This window comes from Pseudoduganella sp. HUAS MS19, from assembly GCF_053615455.1.
This window is the reverse complement of the sequence record NZ_CM132133.1, coordinates 5,854,689-5,875,905: the sequence shown is the minus strand read 5'-3', so window position 1 is coordinate 5,875,905 and position 21,217 is coordinate 5,854,689. Positions and strand designations below refer to the sequence as shown.

The following is a 21,217-nucleotide window of genomic DNA, read 5'->3' as shown; positions in this document are numbered from 1 at the left end:
TTACCGGTTTTAAAGAGAGGAGACAAGAATTGAGCTACGAGAACATCAAATTTGAAATCGAAGCGGGCGTCGCCACACTGACCCTGAACCGTCCCGACAAGCTGAACAGCTTCACCCAGGCCATGCACCTGGAAGTGCGCGAAGCCCTGTCCCAGCTGCGCGCCGACAAATCCGTGCGCGTACTGGTGCTGACCGGCGCCGGCCGCGGCTTCTGCGCCGGCCAGGACCTGGGCGACCGCGCTGTCGCCCCAGGCGGCGCCGCCGTCGACCTCGGCGAATCCGTCGAGAAATTCTACGCCCCGTTGGTGCTGGCGCTGCGCGAACTGCCCATGCCCGTCATCTGCGCCGTAAATGGCGTCGCAGCCGGCGCCGGCGCCAATCTGGCCTTGGCCTGCGACATCGTGCTGGCGGCGAAATCCGCCAGCTTTATCGAAGCCTTCTGCAAGCTTGGCCTGATCCCGGACACCGGCGGCACCTGGCACCTGCCACGCCTGATCGGCCATGCCCGCGCAACCGGTCTCACCATGCTGGGTGAAAAGCTGTCCGCCGAACGCGCCGAGCAATGGGGCCTGATCTGGAAGGCGGTTCCGGACGAAGAACTGATGAACGAAACCATGGCCATGGCCCGGCACTTCGCCGCCGCCCCGACCAAGGGGCTGGCCTTTACCAAGCACGCACTGCAAGCGAGCTATGGCAACACCCTGGCCGATCAATTGAAACTGGAAGGCGAAATGATGCGCGAGCTTGGCTACAGCCATGACTACCGCGAAGGCGTGGATGCCTTCATCAACAAGCGCGCTCCAAACTTCAAGGGGGAATAAGCATGGCGGCTCTGGCGAAAGACAGCGTCGTTGCCGTGATCGGCAGCGGGGCAATGGGTTCCGGCATAGCGCAGGTCGCAGCGGCCTCCGGCTATACGGTCAAACTGTTCGACACCCGTGCCGAAGCGGTTGAGAGGGCGATTGCCGACATCGGCAAGGTGTATGGCAAGCTGGTTGAAAAGGGCAAGATGTCCGGCGCCGATGCGGATGCAGCGCGCAGCCGCCTGCATGGCGTAGCCGGCCTGGCCGACGTTGCCGATGCCAGGCTGGTAGTGGAAGCCATCGTCGAAAACCTGGACGTCAAGCGCAGCCTGTTCGCCGACCTGGAAGGTATTGTCGCCGACGACGCCATTCTCGCCACCAACACCTCCTCGATTTCGGTGACCGCCATTGCCGCCAAGCTGCGCAAGCCGCAACGCGTGGCCGGCATGCACTTCTTCAACCCTGTGCCGCTGATGGCGCTGGTGGAGGTGGTCAGCGGCCTGGCGACCGATGCTGCCGTTGCCGAGACCGTGTACGACACGTCCATCGCCTGGGGCAAGAACCCGGTGTACGCCAAGTCCACTCCGGGCTTCATCGTCAACCGCGTAGCGCGCCCCTACTACGCGGAAGGATGGCGCCTGCTGAACGAGCAGGCCTCCGATGCGGCCACCATCGACGCCGTGATGCGCGAAGGCGGCGGATTCCGCATGGGCCCATTCGAGCTGATGGACCTGATCGGCCACGACGTGAATTACTCCGTCACCGAGTCCGTATTTCGCGCCTACTATAACGATCCGCGCTTCACGCCGTGCGTGTTGCAGCAGGAGATGGTGAATGCCGGCTTCCTGGGCCGCAAGTCGGGCCGCGGGTTCTACGATTACAGCGTAGGCGCCGCGGCGCCGCTGCCGCGATCCGAAGCGCCGCAGCCGCTGCCCGAGTACATCGGCTACAGCTTCGAGCCGGGCGACCATACTGCCATTGCGACGATGATCATCGAACGCCTGAAGGCGCGCGGCATCGCGGTTACCAGGCGCAATTCCGCCGAAGGCCACCGCTCGTCGGAAGCACCGGCCTTTCACTGCAACGGCGCCGCCATCTACCTGACCGACGGCCGCAGCGCAACCCAGCGCGCGCGCGACGACAAACATGACGACATGGTGGTGTACGACCTGGTGTTCGACTTCAACGCATCGCCGCGCATCGCCATCGCTTGCAGCGACCAATGCAATCCGCGCGCCATGGCATCCGCCATCGGCATGTTCCAGGCGGCCGGCTTCACCGTCACCCGCCTGGACGACGTGCCAGGCCTGGCCGTGATGCGCACTGTTGCCATGTTGGCCAACGAAGCCGCCGATGCCGTCAACCAGGGCGTCTGCAGCGCGCAGGCGGCCGATGTGGCGATGCAAAAGGGCGTCAACTATCCGCGCGGCCCGCTGGCCTGGGCGGACATGGTTGGCGTCAGGCACATCGTGAAGGTGCTGGAGAACCTGGCACACAGCTATGGCGAGGACCGCTACCGCGTGTCGCCGCTGCTGCGCCGCCGCGAGCAGAGCGGAGCCCGGATCCATGCATAACCCGAAGATGCACCCGCAGGCCCTGGCCGAAGCGGCCGGCGCGGCCATGTTCGCGCGCGACGCCGCCAGCCAGGCTCTCGGTATGAAACTGGTGGAAATCCGCCCCGGCTATGCGCGCATGACCATGCCGGTGCGCAGCGATATGCTGAACGGGCACCAGAGTTGCCACGGCGGCTTTATCTTTGCGTTGGCCGATAGTGCTTTCGCATTTGCGTGCAACAGCCATAACCACACGACGGTTGGCGCGGGATGCTCGATCGACTACCTCGCTCCCGGGCGGATGGATGACATGTTGACGGCGGAGGCGGTTGAACGCACGCTGGTCGGTAAAACCGGCATCTACGATGTCACCGTCAGCAACCAGGAGGGCAAGATGATCGCCACTTTCCGCGGCAAATCGCACCGCGTAGCCGGAGAGGTGGTTCCAACCCACAGCTAGTTGATGGAGGTAGCACCGTGGTCCAACGCATTCCCGCCCCTTCCGACCTGGAGCCGATCGAGCGCGCCAGCCGTGACGAATTGCAGGCGCTCCAGCTCGAACGCCTGAAATGGTCGCTGATGCACGCATACGAGAACGTGCCGCACTACCGCAAGGCCTTTGACGAGAAGGGCGTGCATCCGAACGACCTGAAGTCGCTGTCGGACCTGGCCAGGTTTCCATTCACGGACAAGAAAACCCTGCGCGACAACTATCCCTTCGGGCTGTTTGCAGTGCCGCGTGAGAAAGTCGTCCGGGTGCATGCGTCCAGCGGCACGACCGGCCGGCCAACCGTGGTCGGATATACACGGCGCGATGTCGATATGTGGGCCGACGTTGTAGCACGCTCCATTCGCGCCGCGGGCGGGCGCGCCGGCGACATGGTGCACGTCTCCTACGGCTATGGCCTGTTCACGGGCGGCCTCGGTGCGCACTATGGCGCCGAGCGCCTGGGCTGCACCGTGATCCCGATGTCCGGCGGCCAGACGGAAAAGCAGGTGCAGTTGATCCAAGATTTCAAACCGTCGATCATCATGGTGACGCCGTCTTATATGCTGAACATCGTCGAAGAGTTCCAGCGCCAGGGCCTCGATTGCGCCAAGTCATCGCTGCAGGTCGGCATATTCGGCGCCGAGCCGTGGACCAATGCCATGCGCGGCGAGATCGAACGGCGCGCCGGCATCGACGCGGTGGACATCTACGGCCTGTCGGAAGTCATCGGCCCCGGTGTTGCCAGCGAATGCATTGAATCGAAAGACGGGCCGGTGATTTGGGAAGATCATTTCTACCCTGAGGTCATCGATCCGGAAACGGGCGAAGTCCTGCCCGACGGCGAAGAGGGCGAGCTGGTATTCACGTCCCTCAGCAAGGAAGCCATGCCGGTGATCCGCTACCGCACGCGCGACCTCACGCGGTTGCTGCCGCCGACTTCACGTTCGATGCGCCGCATCGGCAAGATCACCGGCCGCTCGGACGACATGCTGATCATCCGCGGCGTGAACGTCTTCCCGACCCAGATCGAAGAACAGATCTGCAAGCTGCCCAGGCTCGAGCCGCAATACCAGCTCGTGGTGAGCCGCGAGGGCCACCTCGACAAGCTGGAAGTGCTGGTGGAACTGCGCGCCGGGCTGGCCCGCGCCGACGCTGGCGATGTGGCGCGCGAGCTGGAACAGCGCATCAAGACCAATGTCGGCGTAAGCACGACCGTTACGCTGGTTGGCGTGGGCGGCATCGAACGCACGGCGACCGGCAAGGCCAAACGAGTAATCGACAAACGACCTAAGGAATAACAATGACCGAAGCATTCATCTGCGACGCCGTTCGCACACCGTTCGGCCGCTACGGCGGCGCACTGGCAGGCGTGCGCGCCGACGACCTGGCGGCGATCCCGATCGCCGCCCTGATGGCGCGCAATCCCGCCGTGGACTGGAAGCAGGTGGACGACGTCTACTACGGCTGCGCTAACGGCGCCGGAGAGGACAACCGCAATGTGGGACGGATGGCAGGCCTGCTGGCCGGTTTGCCGGTGGAAGTGCCGGGCAACACCATCAACCGCCTGTGCGGTTCCTCGCTCGATGCGGTGGGCATTGCGGCCCGCGCCATCAAGGCGGGCGAAGCGCAGCTGGTCATCGCCGGCGGCGTGGAAAGCATGACACGCGCTCCTTTCGTGATGGGCAAGGCCGATAGCGCCTTTTCCCGCAGTGCGAAGATCGAGGACACCACCATCGGCTGGCGTTTCGTCAACCCGCTGATGAAGGCGCAGTACGGCATCGACTCCATGCCGGAGACGGCGGAGAACGTGGCCGAGCAATGGTCCGTTGCACGCGCCGACCAGGATGCCTTCGCCATTCGCAGCCAGCAGCGCTGGGCCGCAGCCCAAGCAGCCGGTTTCTTCAAGGGCGAGATCGTGCCGGTCACCATCGCGCAGAAAAAAGGCGAGCCGAAGGTGATCGACACCGACGAGCATCCGCGTCCCGATACCACCATCGAGGCGCTGGCCAAGCTGAAAGGCGTGGTCAAGCCCGAAGGCACCGTCACCGCCGGGAATGCCTCCGGCGTCAACGACGGCGCCTGCGCATTGTTGCTGGCGTCGGCTGCCGCAGTCGACAAGTTCGGCCTGAAGCCGCGCGCAAAGGTGCTTGGCATGGCCACCGCAGGGCTGGCGCCGCGCGTCATGGGCTTTGGCCCTGCGCCTGCCAGCAAGAAGCTGCTGGCGCAGCTGGGCATGACCATCGAGCAGATGGACGTGATCGAACTGAACGAAGCCTTTGCCGCGCAGGGCCTGGCGGTGACCCGCGACCTTGGGCTGGCGGACGACGACGCCCGAATCAACCCGAACGGCGGCGCCATCGCCATCGGCCACCCGTTGGGCGCCTCCGGGGCCCGCCTGGTAACCACGGCGCTGAACCAGCTCGAACGCATCGGCGGCCGCTACGCCTTGTGCACCATGTGCATCGGCGTCGGCCAGGGCATCGCGCTGGTTATCGAACGTTGCGAACGAGCCTGACCATGCCCTGCTACGAAATCAACGGCGTACGGCCGGTGGTGCACCCGACGGCCTATGTGCACCCGACCGCGGTGCTGGTTGGCGACGTGATCGTCGGCCCGCGCTGCTATGTGGCGCCGCTGGCGTCGCTGCGCGGCGACTTCGGCCGCCTCATCCTGGAAGAAGGCGCCAACGTGCAGGACACCTGCGTGATGCACGGCTTTCCCGGGGGCGACACGGTGGTCGGGCAGGACGGGCACATCGGGCATGGCGCCGTGCTGCACGGCTGCCGCATCGGCCGCAATGCGCTGGTAGGAATGAACGCGGTGGTGATGGATAACGCGCTGGTCGGTGCCGAGAGCATCGTTGGCGCGGCGGCCTTCGTCAAGGCCGGCATGGAAATCCCGCCGCGCAGCATGGTGGTCGGCGCACCGGCCAAGATCCTGCGCCAGGTCAGCGACAGCGAGATCGCATGGAAAACGCTGGGCACCGGCCAGTACCACGAACTGGCCGTGCGCTCGATGCAGACCATGGTGGAGTGCCAGCCCGACAGCGAGGCGTCACCGGGGCGCCAGCGCATGCAATGGGACACTTCGCTGCCGATGCACCTGCATAAGCAAGCATTCGACAATAAACAGTAAATCGGAGACTACACATGGTACACACCCTGCAAAGCTTTATCGGCGGCCGCTGGCAAGGCAAGGAAGCGGCGACCGCGCTGCACAGCGCCCTGGACAACCGCGTCATCTATCACACCCACGCCGAGCAGCTGGACTTCGCGGAAGCCGTGCATTACGGCCGCAAGACCGGCATCCCGGCCCTGATGAAGCTGGACTTCCAGACCCGCGCCCAGCGCCTGAAAGCCCTGGCGATGTACCTGATGGAGCGCAAGGAAGAACTGTATGCCATCTCGCACCTGACCGGCGCCACCCGCCCGGACAGCTGGGTCGACGTGGAGGGCGGCATCGGCACCCTGTTCGCATACGCCAGCATGGGCAGCCGCGAGCTGCCGTCGTCGAACGTGCTGCATGAAGGCCCGGCCATGGCGCTGGGCAAGCGCGGCGGCTTCTCCGGCACCCATATCCTGGTGCCGCGCGGCGGCATCGCGGTCCACATCAACGCCTTCAACTTCCCGATCTGGGGCTTGCTGGAAAAGTTCGCGCCGTCCTTCCTGGCGGCCATGCCATGCATCGGCAAACCTGCCAGCGCCACTTCCTACCTGACCGAAGCCCTGATCCGCATGATCAATGATTCCGGCCTGCTGCCCGATGGCTCGCTGCAGCTTGTCATCGGCAGTACCGGCGACCTGCTGGACCGCCTGGGCGGCGCCGACGTGGTGACCTTCACCGGCTCCGCCGACACCGCGGCCAAGCTGCGCTCCAACCGCAACCTGATCGCCAGCTCCGTACCATTCACGGCCGAAGCCGACTCGCTGAACTGCGCCATCCTGGCACCTGACGTCACCCCGGACGATGCCGAGTTCGACCTGTTCGTGAAGGAAGTGCAGCGCGAGATGACCACCAAGGCAGGGCAGAAATGTACCGCGGTGCGCCGCATCATCGTGCCGCGCCAGCATGCAGACGCCGTGGCGGAGAAACTGCGCGAGCGCCTGGCCAAAGTCGTGGTGGGCGACCCTTCGGTGGAAGGCGTGCGCATGGGGGCACTGGCCTCGAAAGACCAGCAGCGCGATGTGGCCGAACGCGTGGCGCAACTGGCGCAGGGCAATGAAATCCTGTTCGGCGGCGCGGGCGCGTTGAAGCTGGTGGGACAGGGTGTCGAGCACGGCGCCTTCTTCGCGCCCACCCTGCTGTTGTGCCGCAACGCGCTGGACAACGATGCGGTGCACGACGTGGAAGCTTTCGGCCCGGTCAGCACCATGATGACCTACGATTCCATCGATGAAGCGCTGGAGCTGGCCGCACGCGGCAAGGGCTCGCTGGTGTCCACCCTGGTGACCAGGGACCCTGCCACCGCCGCCTACGCCGTACCGATTGCCGCTGCCTCGCATGGCCGCGTGCACGTGCTGGACCGCGAGGCTTCGGTCGACTCCACCGGCCACGGTTCGCCGCTGCCGCAACTCAAGCACGGCGGTCCCGGCCGCGCAGGCGGCGGCGAGGAACTGGGCGGCATCCGCGCCGTGCGCCACTTCCTGCAGCGCGCTGCGGTGCAGGGGTCGCCGACCATGCTGACTGCCATCACCGGCGAGTATGTGCGCGGCGGCGCGGTCAAGGAAGGCGATATCCATCCGTTCCGCAAGTGTTTTGAAGACCTGGAAATCGGCGATTCGCTGCTGACCCATCGCCGCACGGTGAGCGAAGCCGATATCGTCAACTTCGGCGGTATTTCGGGCGACTACTTCTACATGCACTTCGACGAGATCGCAGCCAAGGATACCCAGTTCGGCAAGCGTATCGCCCACGGCTACTTCGTGCTGTCGGCTGCGGCCGGCCTGTTCGTGTCGCCGGCGCCGGGCCCTGTGCTGGCCAATTATGGCCTGGATAACCTGCGCTTCATCACCCCGGTGGCGATCGGCGACACCATCCGTGCCCGCCTGACCTGCAAGCGCAAGGTCGACCGCAACAGAACCGACGACAAAGGCCGCGGCCAGGGCGTTGTGGCGTGGGACGTGCAGGTCACCAACCAGAACGAGGAACTCGTAGCCAGCTACGATATCCTCACCCTGGTGTCCAAGCGCGCCTGAAGGCGCGGTGCGAGCCAGCAGGCGGTGCCGCCAGCGGCGCCGCTTGCGGCGATCTGAAGCAACAGGTTCAGCATTCCGGGCGAGTACTCTTTTGAAGCGCTGCTACACCATCAGATACGCGACGCCTGCAAACGCCAGGATGATCAGCACCACTGCCGACCACTTCAACTTGTAATGGCGCGCATGGCAGCGTTGGCAAACCCGCATCTTCGCGCCAGCGCCGCTTGCCAACGGCAGCTCTTCGTAGGTATTCCATTTGATTTCGGCGGCGCACAGTGCACAGGCGCCGCGTTGATTGCGCGTTCGGCCGCGCCATTGCCGCAGCCGGTCCGTCACCAGCGCCGCCACGAGCAGCGCACTAAACAGCATGAACAGTATCTTCATCGTGCGCCGACTTTAGCACAAGCGAGCAGGCGCTACCCGCTGCGAGCCCGGCAATCAGGAGCATGGGGGCAAGTCGCAACAGGTGACGTGGGGAGTAGGCGCATGCCAGCAGCGGGAGGAACGCCAGCCCGGTGATGATTGCGCCGCCGATAAAGAAGTAGGGGCTGCGGATCCTGCGGCGAACGGCCAGCGTCATCGCGGCAGCATACGGCATGACCGAAGCGGCGAATGCCATGATCCATGCCAGCACAAGCGTGGCAAGCGGAAAGCGGAAGGTGCGGTCGCCGTTGACGGCGAAGTCCCACAATTCATTGCCGAAGACGAAAGTGACTGCGGCGCAGCTTACCGCAAGAAGGTGGGCGTACACGACGCGCTGCAGGGAATGAGAGATGTCCATGGCCTGCACTGTAGCGCGCCAGTGTGCGGCCAGTATGAAATGGGCGAGAAGTCGCGCCGCTGTCCGCAAGCGCTGCAGCGGCAACATGGCGTTCCAAAATTACAACAGTGTGTTTATGTGTGAGTATTTATGGCGAAGCTGGCGATTATCATTTGCCCCGCCATGAAATCTTCCTTCCCTTGCTTCCTGCTGCTCGCGGCAATCCTGTGCGGCTGCGCCGCTGTCGTACACCAACCCATCGCGATGACGCCCATCGCAGAAGGCGGCCTGCTCACGCTGGAAGCCGAAGTACCGCTGCGCCTGGCGACGGGCTACCGGCGCACGCTGAAAGAGGGCAGCCAATGGCGTCGTGCCGGCCAGGTCGCGCAAGGCGAAGTTCTGCGCCCTTTCCAACACGTGCTGACAGTGGAAGGCAGCCATATCCATGAAGCTTGGATCGTGGTCCGGGATGGCCAGCTGATTGGTTTCTATTTGCCTGCGGAGCGCGCGTTTTCAGCGCAAGATCCGGTTCACCTTTCTTTCAAACCTTAAAGGACTTACATGAAGTTTGCATCCCTGGCGGCGATTGCCGCTGCAGCAGTGTTGACCGGTTGCGCCGCGACCGGCCCCAAGTTCGCCCAACAGGAATCCGTGATGCCGAAGTTGGCAGCGGAACAGGGCCGCGTATACTTCTACCGCGTCGATAGCATGTTGGGTGCGGCCGTGCGCCCCTCGGTCAAGGTGGACGGCGTTGCGGTAGGCGATTCGGTACCGGGCGGCTACTTCTTCGTTGACGCCGCCGCCGGCAGCCATGAAGCGGCCACCAGCACCGAAGCGACCAACAAGCTGACCTTCGTGCTGGACAAGGGCGAGATCAAGTACGTGCGCACCAAAGTGCAAATGGGCATGCTGGCTGGCCACGTGATCCCGGAACTGGTCAGCGCCGACGAAGCCCAGAAGGAACTGCCATCTCTTAGCTTCACCGGCGCTGCCAAGGCCAACTAACCGAGCCCGCAGGCGTCAGGCGGCCCGTAATCCAAAGGGATCGTCGATCGAGTGCGAAGGCTTGGTAAACCAGCGTGGGCCGTCTTCCGCCATGTAGAAGTGGTCTTCGTGGCGCACGCCGAATTCGCCCGGCACCACGATCATCGGTTCGTTCGAGAACGTCATGCCGACGTCCAGCGGGGTCTTGTCGCCGCCCACCAGGTAAGGCCATTCGTGGATGTCCAGGCCGATGCCGTGGCCGGTGCGGTGCGGCAGGCCTGGCAGCTTGTATTGCGGTCCAAAACCGGCAGCCTGCAGCGAACGGCGCGCGGCCAGGTCCACTTCTTCGCACGGCACGCCCAGCCGGGCCGCTTCAAAGGCGGCCAGTTGCGCCGCCTTCTCGGCATTCCACACGGCGCGCTGGCGCTCGCTGGCTTCGCCGTACACATAGGTGCGGGTGATGTCGGAAATGTAGTTGTGCAGCTTGCAGCCGGTGTCGATCAGGACCGTGTCGCCTTGCTTTAGCGTCTGCACATACGAAACGCCGTGCGGGAAGGAACTGGCGACGCCGAACAGCACGATCACAAAGTAGGAGCCGGCCGGCGCGCCCACCTTGCGGTGCGCCTTGTCGATGAATTCAGCGACTTCGGTGGTAGTGATGCCTTCGCGCAGGATGCTGGCGGTGGCGATATGCACGGCAAGCGTCATGTCCTTGGCGCGCTGCATCAGGGCGATTTCCGCCTTGGATTTGCGGGTGCGGCAGTGGGCCGTTACCGGGCGCGCGTTTTCCAGTGCGTAGCCTTCCGCCAGCGGGCGGATGCCGTCGAAGATGAAGAAGGCGGCGCTCTCGTCGATGCCGATGCGCGGCGCCTGTGCGGCGTCCGGCATAATGCCCATCTTTTTCAGCACTGCGATAAACAAGGCGTATGGGCTTTCGTGCTCGTGCCAGCAGTTGACCGCGCCTTCCACCAGCATGAAGTCCTGCAGGGTGTTTTCTTCGAAAGCGGGGGCGATGTACTCCACCGCGCCGCGGGCCGGCAGGATGGCGCCGACCATGCGCTCGCTCGGATACCACTTGGTGCCGGTGAAGTAGAGCAGGCTGGAGCCGGCATTGATGTAAATGGCCGCGATGCCTTGCTGGCGCATGAAGGCCTGTGCCTTTTCGATACGTGCCAGGTGTTCGTCCTTGCCGATCGGTGTGGCGCCCGCCGTCATGTCCGACAGGGATGCCAATGCCTCTTCGATAGTCTTGCCGCCAATACCAATGCCCATGCTGCCTCCTTGAATACAAGGGAGCCATCATAGCACCGCCCGGACGCGAAAAAGCCGGCTATGCAGCTATCGTATCCGTGGATGACGATAGCCGCACACCGGCCAGGCGGGTGAGCTTACTGGACTTTCAGGCTTACCTTATCAACAACGAAGGAAGTCTGCAGCGAATAGTCTTCCGTCATGTTGAAGTGGATACGCACGGTCTGGCCCTTGTACGGCAGCAGGTTGAAGCTGCGCATCTGGTAGCCGCTGGCCGGCATGGTGTTGTTGTAGGTGGCCAGGGTGCCCAGGGTGGTGCCGGAAGAGTTCTTCACGGTCACGGTCATCTTGTCGTACACGGTGCTGCCGCTTTCCGCAGTGTCGATATGCAGCGCGAACGACAGGGTGGCCGAGGTTGCGGTCGATGGAATGGTCACGGTCTGGTACAGGTTTTCGGTAGCCGTGGTGCCATTGCCGCCCAGCCATGCGAAGCGGGTGCCTTCGTACGCGGTCTGGCCGTTGTAGTTGCCGATCACGCCGGTATTGCCGGCCCATGGCGCAGTGCCGGACTCGAAGCCGCCGTTGACGATCAGCTCGTTCGTCGGCGGAATCACGCCCACGGTCAGGGTGGCATCGTTCGAGGTGGCGGTCTTGGCCGGCGACGAGGAGTCGCTGACGATGGCCTTGAACACGGCGCCGTTGTCGGCAGTCTGCGCGGTGAACGAGTAGGTGGCCGAGGTGGCGCCCGGAATCAGCGTGCCGTTGCGGTACCAGGCGTAGCTGTAAGGCGCGGTGCCGCCGGCTGCGCCCACCGTGAAGGTGGCGGTGCCGCCCGCGGCGACCGTGACGTTGTTCGGCTGCGTGGTGATCGTCACGACGTTGGGATTGGCTTCGTCCACGTCGGTGCCGACGTTGATCGCAGCATAAGCGCGCTTGACGGCGATCGATTCAACGCTGCCTACGCCGTACAGCTGTTCGGCCGATTCGATCATCTTCAGGCGCGCGTTGGCGTAGTTGGTCGAGGCGGTGAACTTGGTGGTGTTGGCCCTGAACCAGATGCGGAAGGCCTTGTCGGTGCCGATACCGGTCATGGCCAGCGGCTGCTTGTTCAGGTACTGGCTGTACATCTCGCTCGACGAGGAGGAGTTCGAGCCTTTGGACAGGAAGTAAAACATGCGGTTGTTCGGTCCGGAGGAATAGTGAACGTCGATGTTGCCCAGGGTGCTGCTCCAGGCATCGCGCGACGAACCGTCCTTGGACGGCTTCCACATCCAGCGCAGCGGCTGGCCGTTCTTGGCGATTTCCTTGCCCATCATCCAGTCGTTGCCGGTCGACGGGATGGTGGTGCCGGTGCCGCCGGCGCGGGCATAGGCTTCCACCACTTCGCCGGTGATGTCGGAGTGCGATTCATTCAGGCCGCCCGACTCGCCGGAGTAGGTCAGGTTGGAGGTGGCGTCGGTCACGCCGTGGCCCATTTCGTGGCCGATCACGTCGATCGATCCCAGGTTGTTGAAGTAGGAACCGCCGTCGCCGATGTACATGCACTTGCAGCTTGGGTCGAAGAAGGCGTTGTCGTAGTTGTTGTCGACGTGGACTGCGATGTAGGTTGCGGTGTTGTTGCCGTCCAGCGAAGACCAGCCCATCACGTTCTTCAGCGTGTCGTAGGTGTTCATCAGGCCCCACAGCGCATTGACGGCAGCGGTCTGGCCGTTGGCGTTGGTGGTGCTGCCGCCGCTGATGTATTGCTGGCCGTCGCCCCAGGTGTTGGTGCTGTTGGTATAGATCGCGCCAGGGTTGGGGTTGTTGGCCGACGAGTGGTTGGCGTTGGTGATTGCCATGCCGCCGAAGGTGCCGCCCACGCCGCGCGAGGTGTCCAGCATCTTGTAGGTGGAGCCGGACAGGGTGGTGTTGATCGGCACATCGCCGTTGTACTGGCTGTGGCCGACGCCGACTACGGTCTGCAGGGCGTTCCACTGCTTGATCACGGCGCCGGTGGTGGCGTTGATGACGGTGTCGCGGAACACCGGACGGCCATCCTTGTTCATGCGGGTCTTGACCAGGTAGGCCAGCTCGTAGTGGTCGACTACCTCTTCCACATCGGTCGCATTCAGCGCGCTCTCGGCCTTGCTGGCGGCAGCTGCGGTGCGCTGGGTCTTGACCACTGGCCAGATCAGCAGCTCGGCTTCCGGCTTGATGCGATGCTGCTTGCCTGGCGTGCGCGAGACGGCGATGCGGATCGCTTCGTCGGCGCCAAAGGCTGGCGTGGTTTCAGGTGCGCCTTTGCCGGAAGCTTTGGCGGCGCGCGAAGCGTCCAGGCCATTGCGGCGGTCAGAGGCGGATTCGCTGACGATATTGCCGTTTTCATCGGTGACAACGACGGAATCGGAACCGAATACGCGCAGGCCCTGGAAGGTGTGGTCGGCGCGCACGATGCGCTGGCCGTTGACGCCCGGGTGCTGTTCGCGCAGCTTGTATCCGTGCTCGCTATCGAGGCCGGCTGCGGAGCGCAGGGACTCCAGGCGCGATACCAAGTTCGCCTTGGCTTCAACACTCATCGGCTGAGCTGGAGAGGCCATCAGGGTATCTGGCAGGACGCCTGCAAATGCAGGGGCGAACGAGGCGGCTACGGCTGCGGCCAACAGGCTTTTGCGAAGTTTCATCGACTCTCCTTGGGGAACTTGGGTTGGTGGGAGAGATGAAGTTATGCCTGTTTTTTGTGCAAGTCAAAAAACTTGCGAAATGAGTCAGTTTTACAGTTTTTGTATATTTTTAGACAATAGATTACATACCTATAGTGACTCGGCAAAAAAAAGGGCGGCCCGTAAGCCGCCCTGTCTTGCTGCTTGATCCGCTGATTACTGGACTTGCAGGCTGACCTTATCCACCACGAAGGAAGTCTGCAGCGACGAGTCTTCGGTCATGTTGAAGTGCAGGCGCACGGTCTGGCCCTTGTACGGCAGCAGGTTGAAGCTGCGGATCTGGTAACCGCTGGCGGCATTCGCGTTGCTATAGGTTGCCAGGGTGCCCAGGGTGGTGCCGGAAGAGTTCTTCACGGTCACGGTCATCTTGTCGTACGCGGTGCTGCCCGATTCGGCGGTATCGATATGCAGCGCGAACGAGAAGTTGGCCGACGTTGCGGTCGATGGGATGGCCACGCTCTGGTACAGCGCTTCGGTAGCGGTGGCGCCGTTACCGCCCAGCCATGCGAAGCGGGTGCCTTCGTACGCGGTCTGGCCGCTGTAGTTGCCGATCACGCCGGTGCTGCCGGCCCATGGCGTCGTGCCGGACTCGAAACCGCCGTTTACAACCTTCTCGGTTTGCTGGGTGGTGCCCACGGTCAGGGTGGCGTTGTTCGAGGTGGCAGTCTTCACCGGCGAAGACGAATCGGTCACCACGGCGTTGAACACGGCGCCGTTGTCGGCAGATTGCGCGGTGAACGAGTAGGTAGCCGAAGTGGCGCCCGAGATCTGGGTGCCGTTGCGGTACCACTTGTAGCTGTAAGGCGAAGTGCCGCCGGTTGCGCCCACGGTGAAGCTGGCGGTGCCGCCCGCTGCCACGGTGATGTTGTTCGGCTGGGTGCTGATCGACACGCCGCTGCCGGTGCCGGCTTCGTCGACGTCGGTGCCGACGTTGATCGCAGCGTAAGCACGCTTGACCGCGATCGATTCCGGGCTGCCCACGCCGTACAGCTGTTCAGCCGATTCGATCATCTTCAGGCGCGCGTTGGCGTAGTTGGTCGAAGAGGTGAACTTGGTGGTGTTGGCCTTGAACCAGATGCGGAAGGCCTTGTCGGTGCCGATACCGGTCATGGCCAGCGGCTGCTTGTTCAGGTACTGGCTGTACATCTCGCTCGAGGAGGAGGAGTTGGAACCCTTGGCCAGGAAGTAGAACATGCGGTTGTTCGGGCCGGAGGAGTAGTGCACGTTCAGGTTGCCCAGGGTGCTGCTCCAGGCATCCTTCGATGCGCCGTCCTTGGATGGCTTCCACATCCAGCGCAGCGGCTGGCCGTTCTTGGCGATTTCCTTGCCCATCATCCAGTCGTTGCCGGTCGACGGGATGGTGGTGCCGGTGCCGCCGGCGCGGGCATAGGCTTCCACTGCTTCGCCGATGATGTCGGAGTTCGATTCGTTCAGGCCGCCCGACTCGCCGGAGTAGGTCAGGTTGGAGGTGGCGTCGGTCACGCCGTGGCCCATTTCGTGGCCGATCACGTCGATCGATCCCAGGTTGTTGAAGCTGGAGCCGCCGTCGCCGATGTACATGCATTTGCAGTTCGGGTCGAAGAAGGCGTTGTCGTAGTTGTTGTCGACGTGGACTGCGATGTAGGTTGCGGTGTTGTTGCCGTCCAGCGAAGACCAGCCCATCACGTTCTTCAGCGTGTCGTAGGTGTTCATCAGGCCCCACAGCGCATTGACGGCAGCGGTCTGGCCGTTGGCGTTGGTGGTGCTGCCGCCGCTGATGTATTGCTGGCCGTCGCCCCAGGTGTTGGTGCTGTTGGTGTAGATCGAGCCTGGCTGCGGGTTGGTTTCCGGCGAGTGGTTGGCGTTGGTGATCGCCATGCCGCCGAAGGTGCCGCCCACGCCGCGCGAGGAGTCCAGCATCTTGTAGCTGGAGCCGGACAGGGTGGTGTTGATCGGCACATCGCCGTTGTACTGGCTGCGCCCGACGCCGACCACGGTCTGCAGCGCATCCCACTGCTTGATCACGGCGCCGGTGGTGGCGTTGATCACGGTGTCGCGGAACACCGGACGACCATCCTTGTTCATGCGCGTCTTGACCATATAGGCCAGTTCGTAGTGGTCGACCACGTCTTCCACGTCCAGTGCGTTCAGTGCGCTTTCGGCCTTGTTGGCGGCAGCTGCGGTGCGCTGGGTCTTGACCACTGGCCAGATCAGCAGTTCGGCTTGCGGCTTGACGCGGTGTGTTTTGCCGCCGTTGCGCGAGACGGCGATGCGGATCGCTTCGTCGGCGCCAAAGGCTGGGGTGGTTTCAGGTGCGCTCTTGCCGGTGGCCCTGGCGGAACGGTGCGTGTCCAGGCCATTGCGGCGGTCGGAAGCGGACTCGCTGACGATGTCGCCGCTTTCATCGGTAACGACCACGGAATCGGAGCCGAAGACGCGCAGGCCCTGGAAGGTGTGATCGGCGCGCAGGACGCGCTGGCCGTTGACGCCAGGGTGTTGTTCACGCATCTTGTAGCCATGCTCGCTGTCCAGGCCAGCAGCGGCGCGGCGCGCATCCAGGCGGGAAGCCAGGTTGGCCTTGGCTTCAAGGCTCATCGGCTGGGCCGGTGCGGCCATCATGTTTTCTGGCAGGACGCCTGCATATGCGGGGGCGAAAGAAGCGGCTACGGCTGCAGCCAGCAGGCTTTTGCGAAGTTTCATCAGCTCTCCTTGTGAGCGTGGGGTTGTAGGGAGAGCGGGAAGTTATGCCTGTTCCTTATGCAAGTCAAAAAAGTTGCAAAATAAGTCGGCTCTACACTTTTTGTTCAGTTTTAGACATTTGATTACATTTGCCGCGTTGCTTAACTAGCTCGCCTTGCGACCAAATGGCGCACGATTGGGGCGATTTGTAGGGAAGTTACAACGAAATAGAGGGTATTTTCTAGTTTCGTGTTTGACGCAACAGAAATATGTATCAAATTGTCACACTCATGTTGCACTAGTTGAATTTTGCGATTTACACTAGCCCGTCATTCGTTTGACGTACTACTTAGTGAGGGCGCATCACTCATGTTGTCTATATCTACCAAAGTCGAAAGGATCGTCACGGAGTCGCCCTTCCTGAGTGAAGGATTGCGTCGTGGCCTGATCAACCTGTCGGAACTGGCGCGCCAGCTGCAGCCGCAGCTCCAGAACGACCTGTGGAAGCCTGTCGGCCAGGCGGCCGTGGTCATGGCCTTGCGCCGTGTGGCCGGACGCCTGCCGGACAAGGATGCCCAGGAACTGGTGCTGGCCCAGCAGTCCGGCCAGCTGACGGCACGCACCGACCTCGTCGAGTTCACCTTCCGCCGCTCGGACCGCATCGATGACTGCCACCGCCAGCTGCTGGAGCGCTCCGGTACCGGCCACGGCCTGTACCTGACCGTGACCCGCGGCAGCGAAGAAGTGGTGGTGATCTGCAGCCGCCCGTTCATCGGCCTGGTCGAACAGATCTTCGCCAGCGAACGCCTGCTGGCGCGGCTGGAGAACCTGAACGCCGTCACGCTGCAACTGACCGCCGATTCCTGGCGCACGCCGGGGATCTACCACGCCATCCTGAAAAAGCTGGCATGGGACAAGGTCAATCTGATCAACCTGATCTCGACCCACACCGAGCTCACCCTGCTGCTGGAGAAGGAACATACCGGCGCCGCCTTCAGCGTCCTCTCCAACATGATCGCGCACAAGCACTGATGTACACTTCCCTGTAAGGAGAACCTACAGGGGAGCCAGCATGGGCTTGAAAGACACGCAGCGGGTAGTGCCGGCATTGCGGGTGACGAGCTACGCCGCCAGCAAGCCGTTCTATGAATCGCTTGGCTTTCGCGAGGAGTGGACCCAGCACTTTGAGCCGGGCTTGCCGGCGTTTGCCGCGATGATGCTCGACGGCATGCAAATTTTCCTTTCAGAACATTCGGGCGACTGCCAAGCCGGCGGACTGGTACACTTTTATGTTCCGGACGTCGATGCCTTGTATGACGACTTCCTGGAGTACGGCGTAAACGTCGAGCAAGCGCCGAACAATGACCTGGGAGCGGACCTGCGCGTCATGTCCGTTCTCGATCCAGACAACAACCGGCTCAAATTTTTGACCCAGACCCATTGGGAGTAAGCGCAATGAAGAAAGCGCTGTTGTTCGCAGTCCTTGGCATGGCCGCCGTATCGCAGGCCAGCGCGCAGGGGCTATTCAAGTGTACGGTAGACGGCAAGGTGACATACCAGTCCATGCCGTGCGCCAAAGGCGGGGAAGCCCTTGACGTACCTCCGCCGCCAACCGCGGCCCAGGTCAAGGCGGCCCAGACGCGTGCCCAGGAAGACCGTGAGCGTGCGGACGAACTGGCGGCGCGCAACCGCGAGGCGCGCGAGAAGAAGAGCAGGGAGGAAGCGGAGCCGGCGCGCGATGTTGCCGACAGCAAGCCGGCACCCAAGCAGAGCTGCGACGCGCTGCGCACCCGCCGTGCGGAGCTGTACGGCCAGCGCAACGATAACCGGCGCAATTCCCAGCTCGATGCGATGTCCAGGACCCAGAACGACATCGACAAGCTGGAAGCCGAATACACCAAGGCCGCCTGCGGTCCGCTGGACTGATTCCGGCCGATGCGCCGGCGCAGCCTGCGCCGGCGCCTGCCATCACTTCTTGCTCTCTTCTTCCGGCTGCGAGAAATTGAGTTCCGGCGGCTGTTCCTCGTCCTGCTTTTGCGCCGGCAGCGAATCAGGCAGCGCCGGCTGCTCGATGCGCAGGTCGCCCGATTCCACCTTGCCGCCCGTGCCCCGGTCGAGGAAGGCGGTAACGGTTTGCGGCAGCGCAGCCACCAGCAGCACCATCAGCATTTGCAAGCCGACCCAGGGCAGCGCGCCCCAGTAGATATCCGACGACTTCACTTCTTTCGGCGCCACGCCGCGCAGGTAGAACAGGGCAAAGCCGAACGGGGGATGCATGAAGGAGGTTTGCATGTTCACGCACAGCATTACGCCGAACCATACCAGGGCCGCCGATGCCGCCGCCTCCGGGCTGCCCATCATCGGTTCCAGCTGCGGCGCCAGGATCTTTTGCGCCACCGGCGCCAGCATCGGCACCACGATGAAGGCGATCTCGAAGAAATCGAGGAAGAAAGCCAGGAAGAACACGAACAGGTTCACCACCAGTAGGAAGCCGATCCAGCCGCCCGGGATGCCGTTGAACAGGTGTTCGACCCACACCCCGCCATCGACGCCCTGGAACACCACCGAGAAGCAGGTGGAGCCGATCAGGATGAACACCACCATGGCGGTCAGGCGCATGGTGGATTGGTAGCTCAGGACGATCAGTTCGCGCAGTGGCTTGATACGGCTGGCACGAAACACCACCCATGCCACGCACACGTACAGCACGCCCAGCGCGCCCTGCACCATAGGCTTGGCGCCATCGACAAAGGCGCCGAGCAAGGCGGCAGCGAACAAGGCCGCCATGCCGACGCGGAAAAAGATCTTGTCGCGCCGGTTGAATTCGGGATGGCGCAGCGCCGCCAGGATCACCGCGCCCAGCGCACCCATGGCCCCCGACTCGGTTGGGGTGGCCACACCCAGCATCATGGTGCCCAGCACCATGAAGATCAGCACTGCTGCCGGCACGATGCCTTGCAGGCACTGCTTCCACAGTGCCCAGCCGCGCGGCCCCAGTTCACTTTGCGGCGCAGCTGGCAGCCATGCCGGCTTGATGCGCGACAGGGCAAAGGTATACAGGGCGAACAGGCCGATCTGCATCAGCGAAGGACCCCAGGCGCCAAGGTACATGCTGCCCACGTCGGCGGCTGCGGTCTGGGTTTTGAGCTGGTCGGCCAGCACCACCAGCACCAGCGATGGTGGCACCAGCTGCGTAATGGTGCCCGAGGCGGCCAGCACGCCGGTGGCATAACGCATGTGGTAGCCGTAGCGCATCATTACCGGCAGCGAGATCATGGCCATGGCGATCACCTGCGCCGCTACGGTGCCGGTAATCGCGCCGAGAATGAAGCCGACGATGATCACCGAGTAGCCCAGGCCTCCGCGCACGCCGCCAAACAGGCGACCCATGGAGTCGAGCATGTCTTCCGCCAGGCGGCACTTCTCCAGCACTGCGCCCATGAAGGTGAAGAAGGGGATGGCCAGCAGCAGGTCATTGGCCAGCACGCTGCCGAAAATGCGCTGCGGCACCGCCTGCAGGAAGGGCACGCCGAAAAAGCCTTCGGCGATGGCGATCAAACCGAAGAACAGGCCCACCGCCAGCAGCGAGAACGCCACCGGGAAACCGACCAGCATGAATACGACCAGGCCGCCGAACATCAGGGGCGGCATCATCTCCAACGGAATCATTGCACTGGCCTTTCGTATTTGCTGTCCAGGTTTGCCCGGCCCGCGAGGTGGGCGATGCGCTTGATTAGTTCAGACAAGCCTTGCAGCGTGAGCAGGGCAAAGCCGAAGGGGACAATGAACTTGATCGGCCAGCGCGCCAGGCCGCCGGCGTTGCTCGATTGTTCCATGATGGCCCAGGAAGGCAGGAACAGCGATTGCCAAGACAGCCAGGCAAACAGCACGCAGGCCGGGAACAGGAAGAAGATGATGCCGAAGACGTCGATCCACAATTGCTTGCGTTCGGAGACATGGCCGTAAATCAGGTCGACGCGCACGTGTTCATTGCGCTGGAAGGTGTAGCTGGCGCCCAGCATGACGGCGGCGCCAAACAGGTACCACTGCATTTCAAGCAGGGCGTTGGAGCTCCAGTCGAAGCCGTAACGGATCATGGCGTTGCTGGCGCTGATGAAGCATGAAGCGAGGATCATCACATTGGCCAGTTGCCCGCAGCGATAGCCGATGCGGTCGAGCCAATGCGACAGCTTGAGAAAGCCCTGCATTGCATCTCCTGATTATTGGATTAGTTGTTGCAAGGATATCAGCCTTCTGCGCACGAATCACGTCCACCAGCGATATTGCGAACTTGCCATTGTAACCATGCAAAAAAGCTGGACGGGGGACAATTAAATATTTAAGATATTCGTTAAATGCTTAATTAAAGAAAAGGTAGTACTCCGGCATTGGCTGGAGCGCCCTTCGGGTATAGACTAGAGGCTCCGCCGCGCACTGCGGCGCCCTCAACAGAAAACCAGCATGTCGGACAAAGTATTTGAAGCATTGGCATCGTCGCCGCGGCGACTGATTCTCGCCTATCTCTCTGAACATGAGATGACGGCTGGGGAGGTTGCTGCCCGCTTTGAAATGAGTGCGCCTGCGGTTTCCCGTCATTTATCCGTCCTCGAAGGGGCAGGGTTGGTGAGCAGCGAGCGTCGCGGCCAGTACGTGTACTACAGGCTGGTGCCCGACAACCTCGTGAATACGCTGACGCAGTTTGCCTTTGCGCTGTGCCCGGCCGCCGGGCCTCTCAAGCGCGAAAGCAAGGCCAGGAAAAAGGCCAGCGAAGCGTAATTCGCCAATACACATGGACTGCTGGCATGGCCGATTTCAGGCCAGGGG

20 protein-coding genes are annotated in these 21,217 nt (G+C 62.9%); 13 read left to right on the top strand and 7 right to left on the bottom strand.

Going from position 1 to position 21,217, the window contains the following annotated elements:
* Nucleotides 1-29 precede the first annotated feature (29 nt).
* The 7 genes from paaG to paaZ are packed head-to-tail and all read left to right on the top strand — an operon-like array spanning nt 30 to nt 8,041.
* Complete coding sequence (gene paaG, locus ACWBU6_RS26855; protein WP_452646381.1) at nt 30-821, top strand: 2-(1,2-epoxy-1,2-dihydrophenyl)acetyl-CoA isomerase PaaG; 792 nt, start codon at nt 30-32, stop codon at nt 819-821.
* Nucleotides 822-823: 2 nt separating this feature from the next.
* Entirely contained in the window at nt 824-2,377 is a 1,554-nt protein-coding gene (gene paaH / locus ACWBU6_RS26850) for a 3-hydroxyacyl-CoA dehydrogenase PaaH (RefSeq protein ID WP_452646380.1), read from the top strand.
* Entirely contained in the window at nt 2,370-2,816 is a 447-nt protein-coding gene (paaI, locus tag ACWBU6_RS26845; RefSeq protein WP_452646379.1) for a hydroxyphenylacetyl-CoA thioesterase PaaI, read from the top strand. Before paaH ends, paaI begins: the two co-directional genes overlap by 8 nt.
* A 17-nt stretch (nt 2,817-2,833) precedes the next feature.
* Nucleotides 2,834-4,144, top strand: a complete 1,311-nt coding sequence (gene paaK, locus ACWBU6_RS26840) for a phenylacetate--CoA ligase PaaK (protein ID WP_452646378.1) — start codon at nt 2,834-2,836, stop codon at nt 4,142-4,144.
* 2 nt (nt 4,145-4,146) lie between these two features.
* Complete coding sequence (pcaF, locus tag ACWBU6_RS26835) at nt 4,147-5,361, top strand: 3-oxoadipyl-CoA thiolase (protein ID WP_452646377.1); 1,215 nt, start codon at nt 4,147-4,149, stop codon at nt 5,359-5,361.
* A 2-nt stretch (nt 5,362-5,363) separates the two neighbouring features.
* Nucleotides 5,364-5,981 (top strand): phenylacetic acid degradation protein PaaY, encoded by a 618-nt coding sequence (gene paaY, locus ACWBU6_RS26830; protein ID WP_452646376.1) that lies wholly within the window; start codon nt 5,364-5,366, stop codon nt 5,979-5,981.
* A 14-nt stretch (nt 5,982-5,995) separates the two neighbouring features.
* On the top strand, nt 5,996-8,041 hold the full coding sequence (paaZ, locus tag ACWBU6_RS26825) for a phenylacetic acid degradation bifunctional protein PaaZ (protein ID WP_452646375.1): 2,046 nt from the start codon (nt 5,996-5,998) through the stop codon (nt 8,039-8,041).
* Between the two features lie 102 nt (nt 8,042-8,143).
* Here the strand turns inward: paaZ and ACWBU6_RS26820 are convergent, their stop codons facing one another.
* Nucleotides 8,144-8,410: a hypothetical protein gene (locus tag ACWBU6_RS26820; protein ID WP_452646374.1), complete on the bottom strand. Its 267-nt coding sequence runs from the start codon at nt 8,408-8,410 to the stop codon at nt 8,144-8,146.
* Nucleotides 8,400-8,909, bottom strand: coding sequence for a hypothetical protein (locus ACWBU6_RS26815; RefSeq protein ID WP_452646373.1), 510 nt, complete (start codon nt 8,907-8,909; stop codon nt 8,400-8,402). The genes ACWBU6_RS26820 and ACWBU6_RS26815 overlap by 11 nt, the downstream gene beginning before the upstream one ends.
* 42 nt (nt 8,910-8,951) lie before the next feature.
* On the opposite strand from ACWBU6_RS26815, the gene ACWBU6_RS26810 reads away from it, so the two are divergent.
* Together ACWBU6_RS26810 and ACWBU6_RS26805 are read left to right on the top strand one after the other, a co-directional pair.
* Nucleotides 8,952-9,353, top strand: coding sequence for a hypothetical protein (locus ACWBU6_RS26810; RefSeq protein WP_452646372.1), 402 nt, complete (start codon nt 8,952-8,954; stop codon nt 9,351-9,353).
* 9 nt (nt 9,354-9,362) lie between these two features.
* Nucleotides 9,363-9,806, top strand: a complete 444-nt coding sequence (locus tag ACWBU6_RS26805; protein WP_452646371.1) for a DUF2846 domain-containing protein — start codon at nt 9,363-9,365, stop codon at nt 9,804-9,806.
* Between the two features lie 15 nt (nt 9,807-9,821).
* Here ACWBU6_RS26805 and ACWBU6_RS26800 read toward each other — a convergent pair whose 3' ends face one another.
* From ACWBU6_RS26800 to ACWBU6_RS26790, 3 genes are all read right to left on the bottom strand, one after another.
* Nucleotides 9,822-11,057 carry a M24 family metallopeptidase gene (locus ACWBU6_RS26800; protein WP_452646370.1) on the bottom strand — a complete coding sequence of 412 codons (1,236 nt, stop codon included), beginning with the start codon at nt 11,055-11,057 and terminating at the stop codon, nt 9,822-9,824.
* Between the two features lie 116 nt (nt 11,058-11,173).
* A complete protein-coding gene (locus ACWBU6_RS26795) occupies nt 11,174-13,696 on the bottom strand; it encodes a M4 family metallopeptidase (RefSeq protein ID WP_452646369.1) in 2,523 nt (840 codons plus the stop codon).
* Between the two features lie 195 nt (nt 13,697-13,891).
* Complete coding sequence (locus tag ACWBU6_RS26790) at nt 13,892-16,414, bottom strand: M4 family metallopeptidase (protein WP_452646368.1); 2,523 nt, start codon at nt 16,412-16,414, stop codon at nt 13,892-13,894.
* A gap of 348 nt (nt 16,415-16,762) precedes the next feature.
* On the opposite strand from ACWBU6_RS26790, the gene ACWBU6_RS26785 reads away from it, so the two are divergent.
* Genes ACWBU6_RS26785 through ACWBU6_RS26775 form a run of 3 tightly spaced genes read left to right on the top strand, consistent with a single transcriptional unit; the run spans nt 16,763 to nt 18,319 of the window.
* The gene (locus ACWBU6_RS26785; RefSeq protein WP_452646367.1) at nt 16,763-17,425 is read left to right on the top strand and encodes a hypothetical protein; all 663 of its coding nucleotides are present in this window, start codon (nt 16,763-16,765) and stop codon (nt 17,423-17,425) included.
* Nucleotides 17,426-17,465: 40 nt separating this feature from the next.
* A complete protein-coding gene (locus ACWBU6_RS26780) occupies nt 17,466-17,843 on the top strand; it encodes a glyoxalase superfamily protein (RefSeq protein ID WP_452646366.1) in 378 nt (125 codons plus the stop codon).
* A gap of 5 nt (nt 17,844-17,848) precedes the next feature.
* Nucleotides 17,849-18,319: a hypothetical protein gene (locus ACWBU6_RS26775; protein WP_452646365.1), complete on the top strand. Its 471-nt coding sequence runs from the start codon at nt 17,849-17,851 to the stop codon at nt 18,317-18,319.
* 42 nt (nt 18,320-18,361) lie between these two features.
* Here the strand turns inward: ACWBU6_RS26775 and ACWBU6_RS26770 are convergent, their stop codons facing one another.
* Both ACWBU6_RS26770 and ACWBU6_RS26765 read right to left on the bottom strand, forming a co-directional pair.
* On the bottom strand, nt 18,362-20,062 hold the full coding sequence (locus ACWBU6_RS26770; RefSeq protein WP_452646364.1) for a TRAP transporter large permease: 1,701 nt from the start codon (nt 20,060-20,062) through the stop codon (nt 18,362-18,364).
* Nucleotides 20,059-20,601, bottom strand: a complete 543-nt coding sequence (locus ACWBU6_RS26765) for a TRAP transporter small permease subunit (RefSeq protein ID WP_452646363.1) — start codon at nt 20,599-20,601, stop codon at nt 20,059-20,061. The genes ACWBU6_RS26770 and ACWBU6_RS26765 overlap by 4 nt, the downstream gene beginning before the upstream one ends.
* A 253-nt stretch (nt 20,602-20,854) precedes the next feature.
* Here ACWBU6_RS26765 and ACWBU6_RS26760 point away from each other — a divergent pair, with 253 nt between their 5' ends.
* Nucleotides 20,855-21,169 carry a metalloregulator ArsR/SmtB family transcription factor gene (locus ACWBU6_RS26760; protein WP_452646362.1) on the top strand — a complete coding sequence of 105 codons (315 nt, stop codon included), beginning with the start codon at nt 20,855-20,857 and terminating at the stop codon, nt 21,167-21,169.
* Nucleotides 21,170-21,217 lie beyond the last annotated feature (48 nt).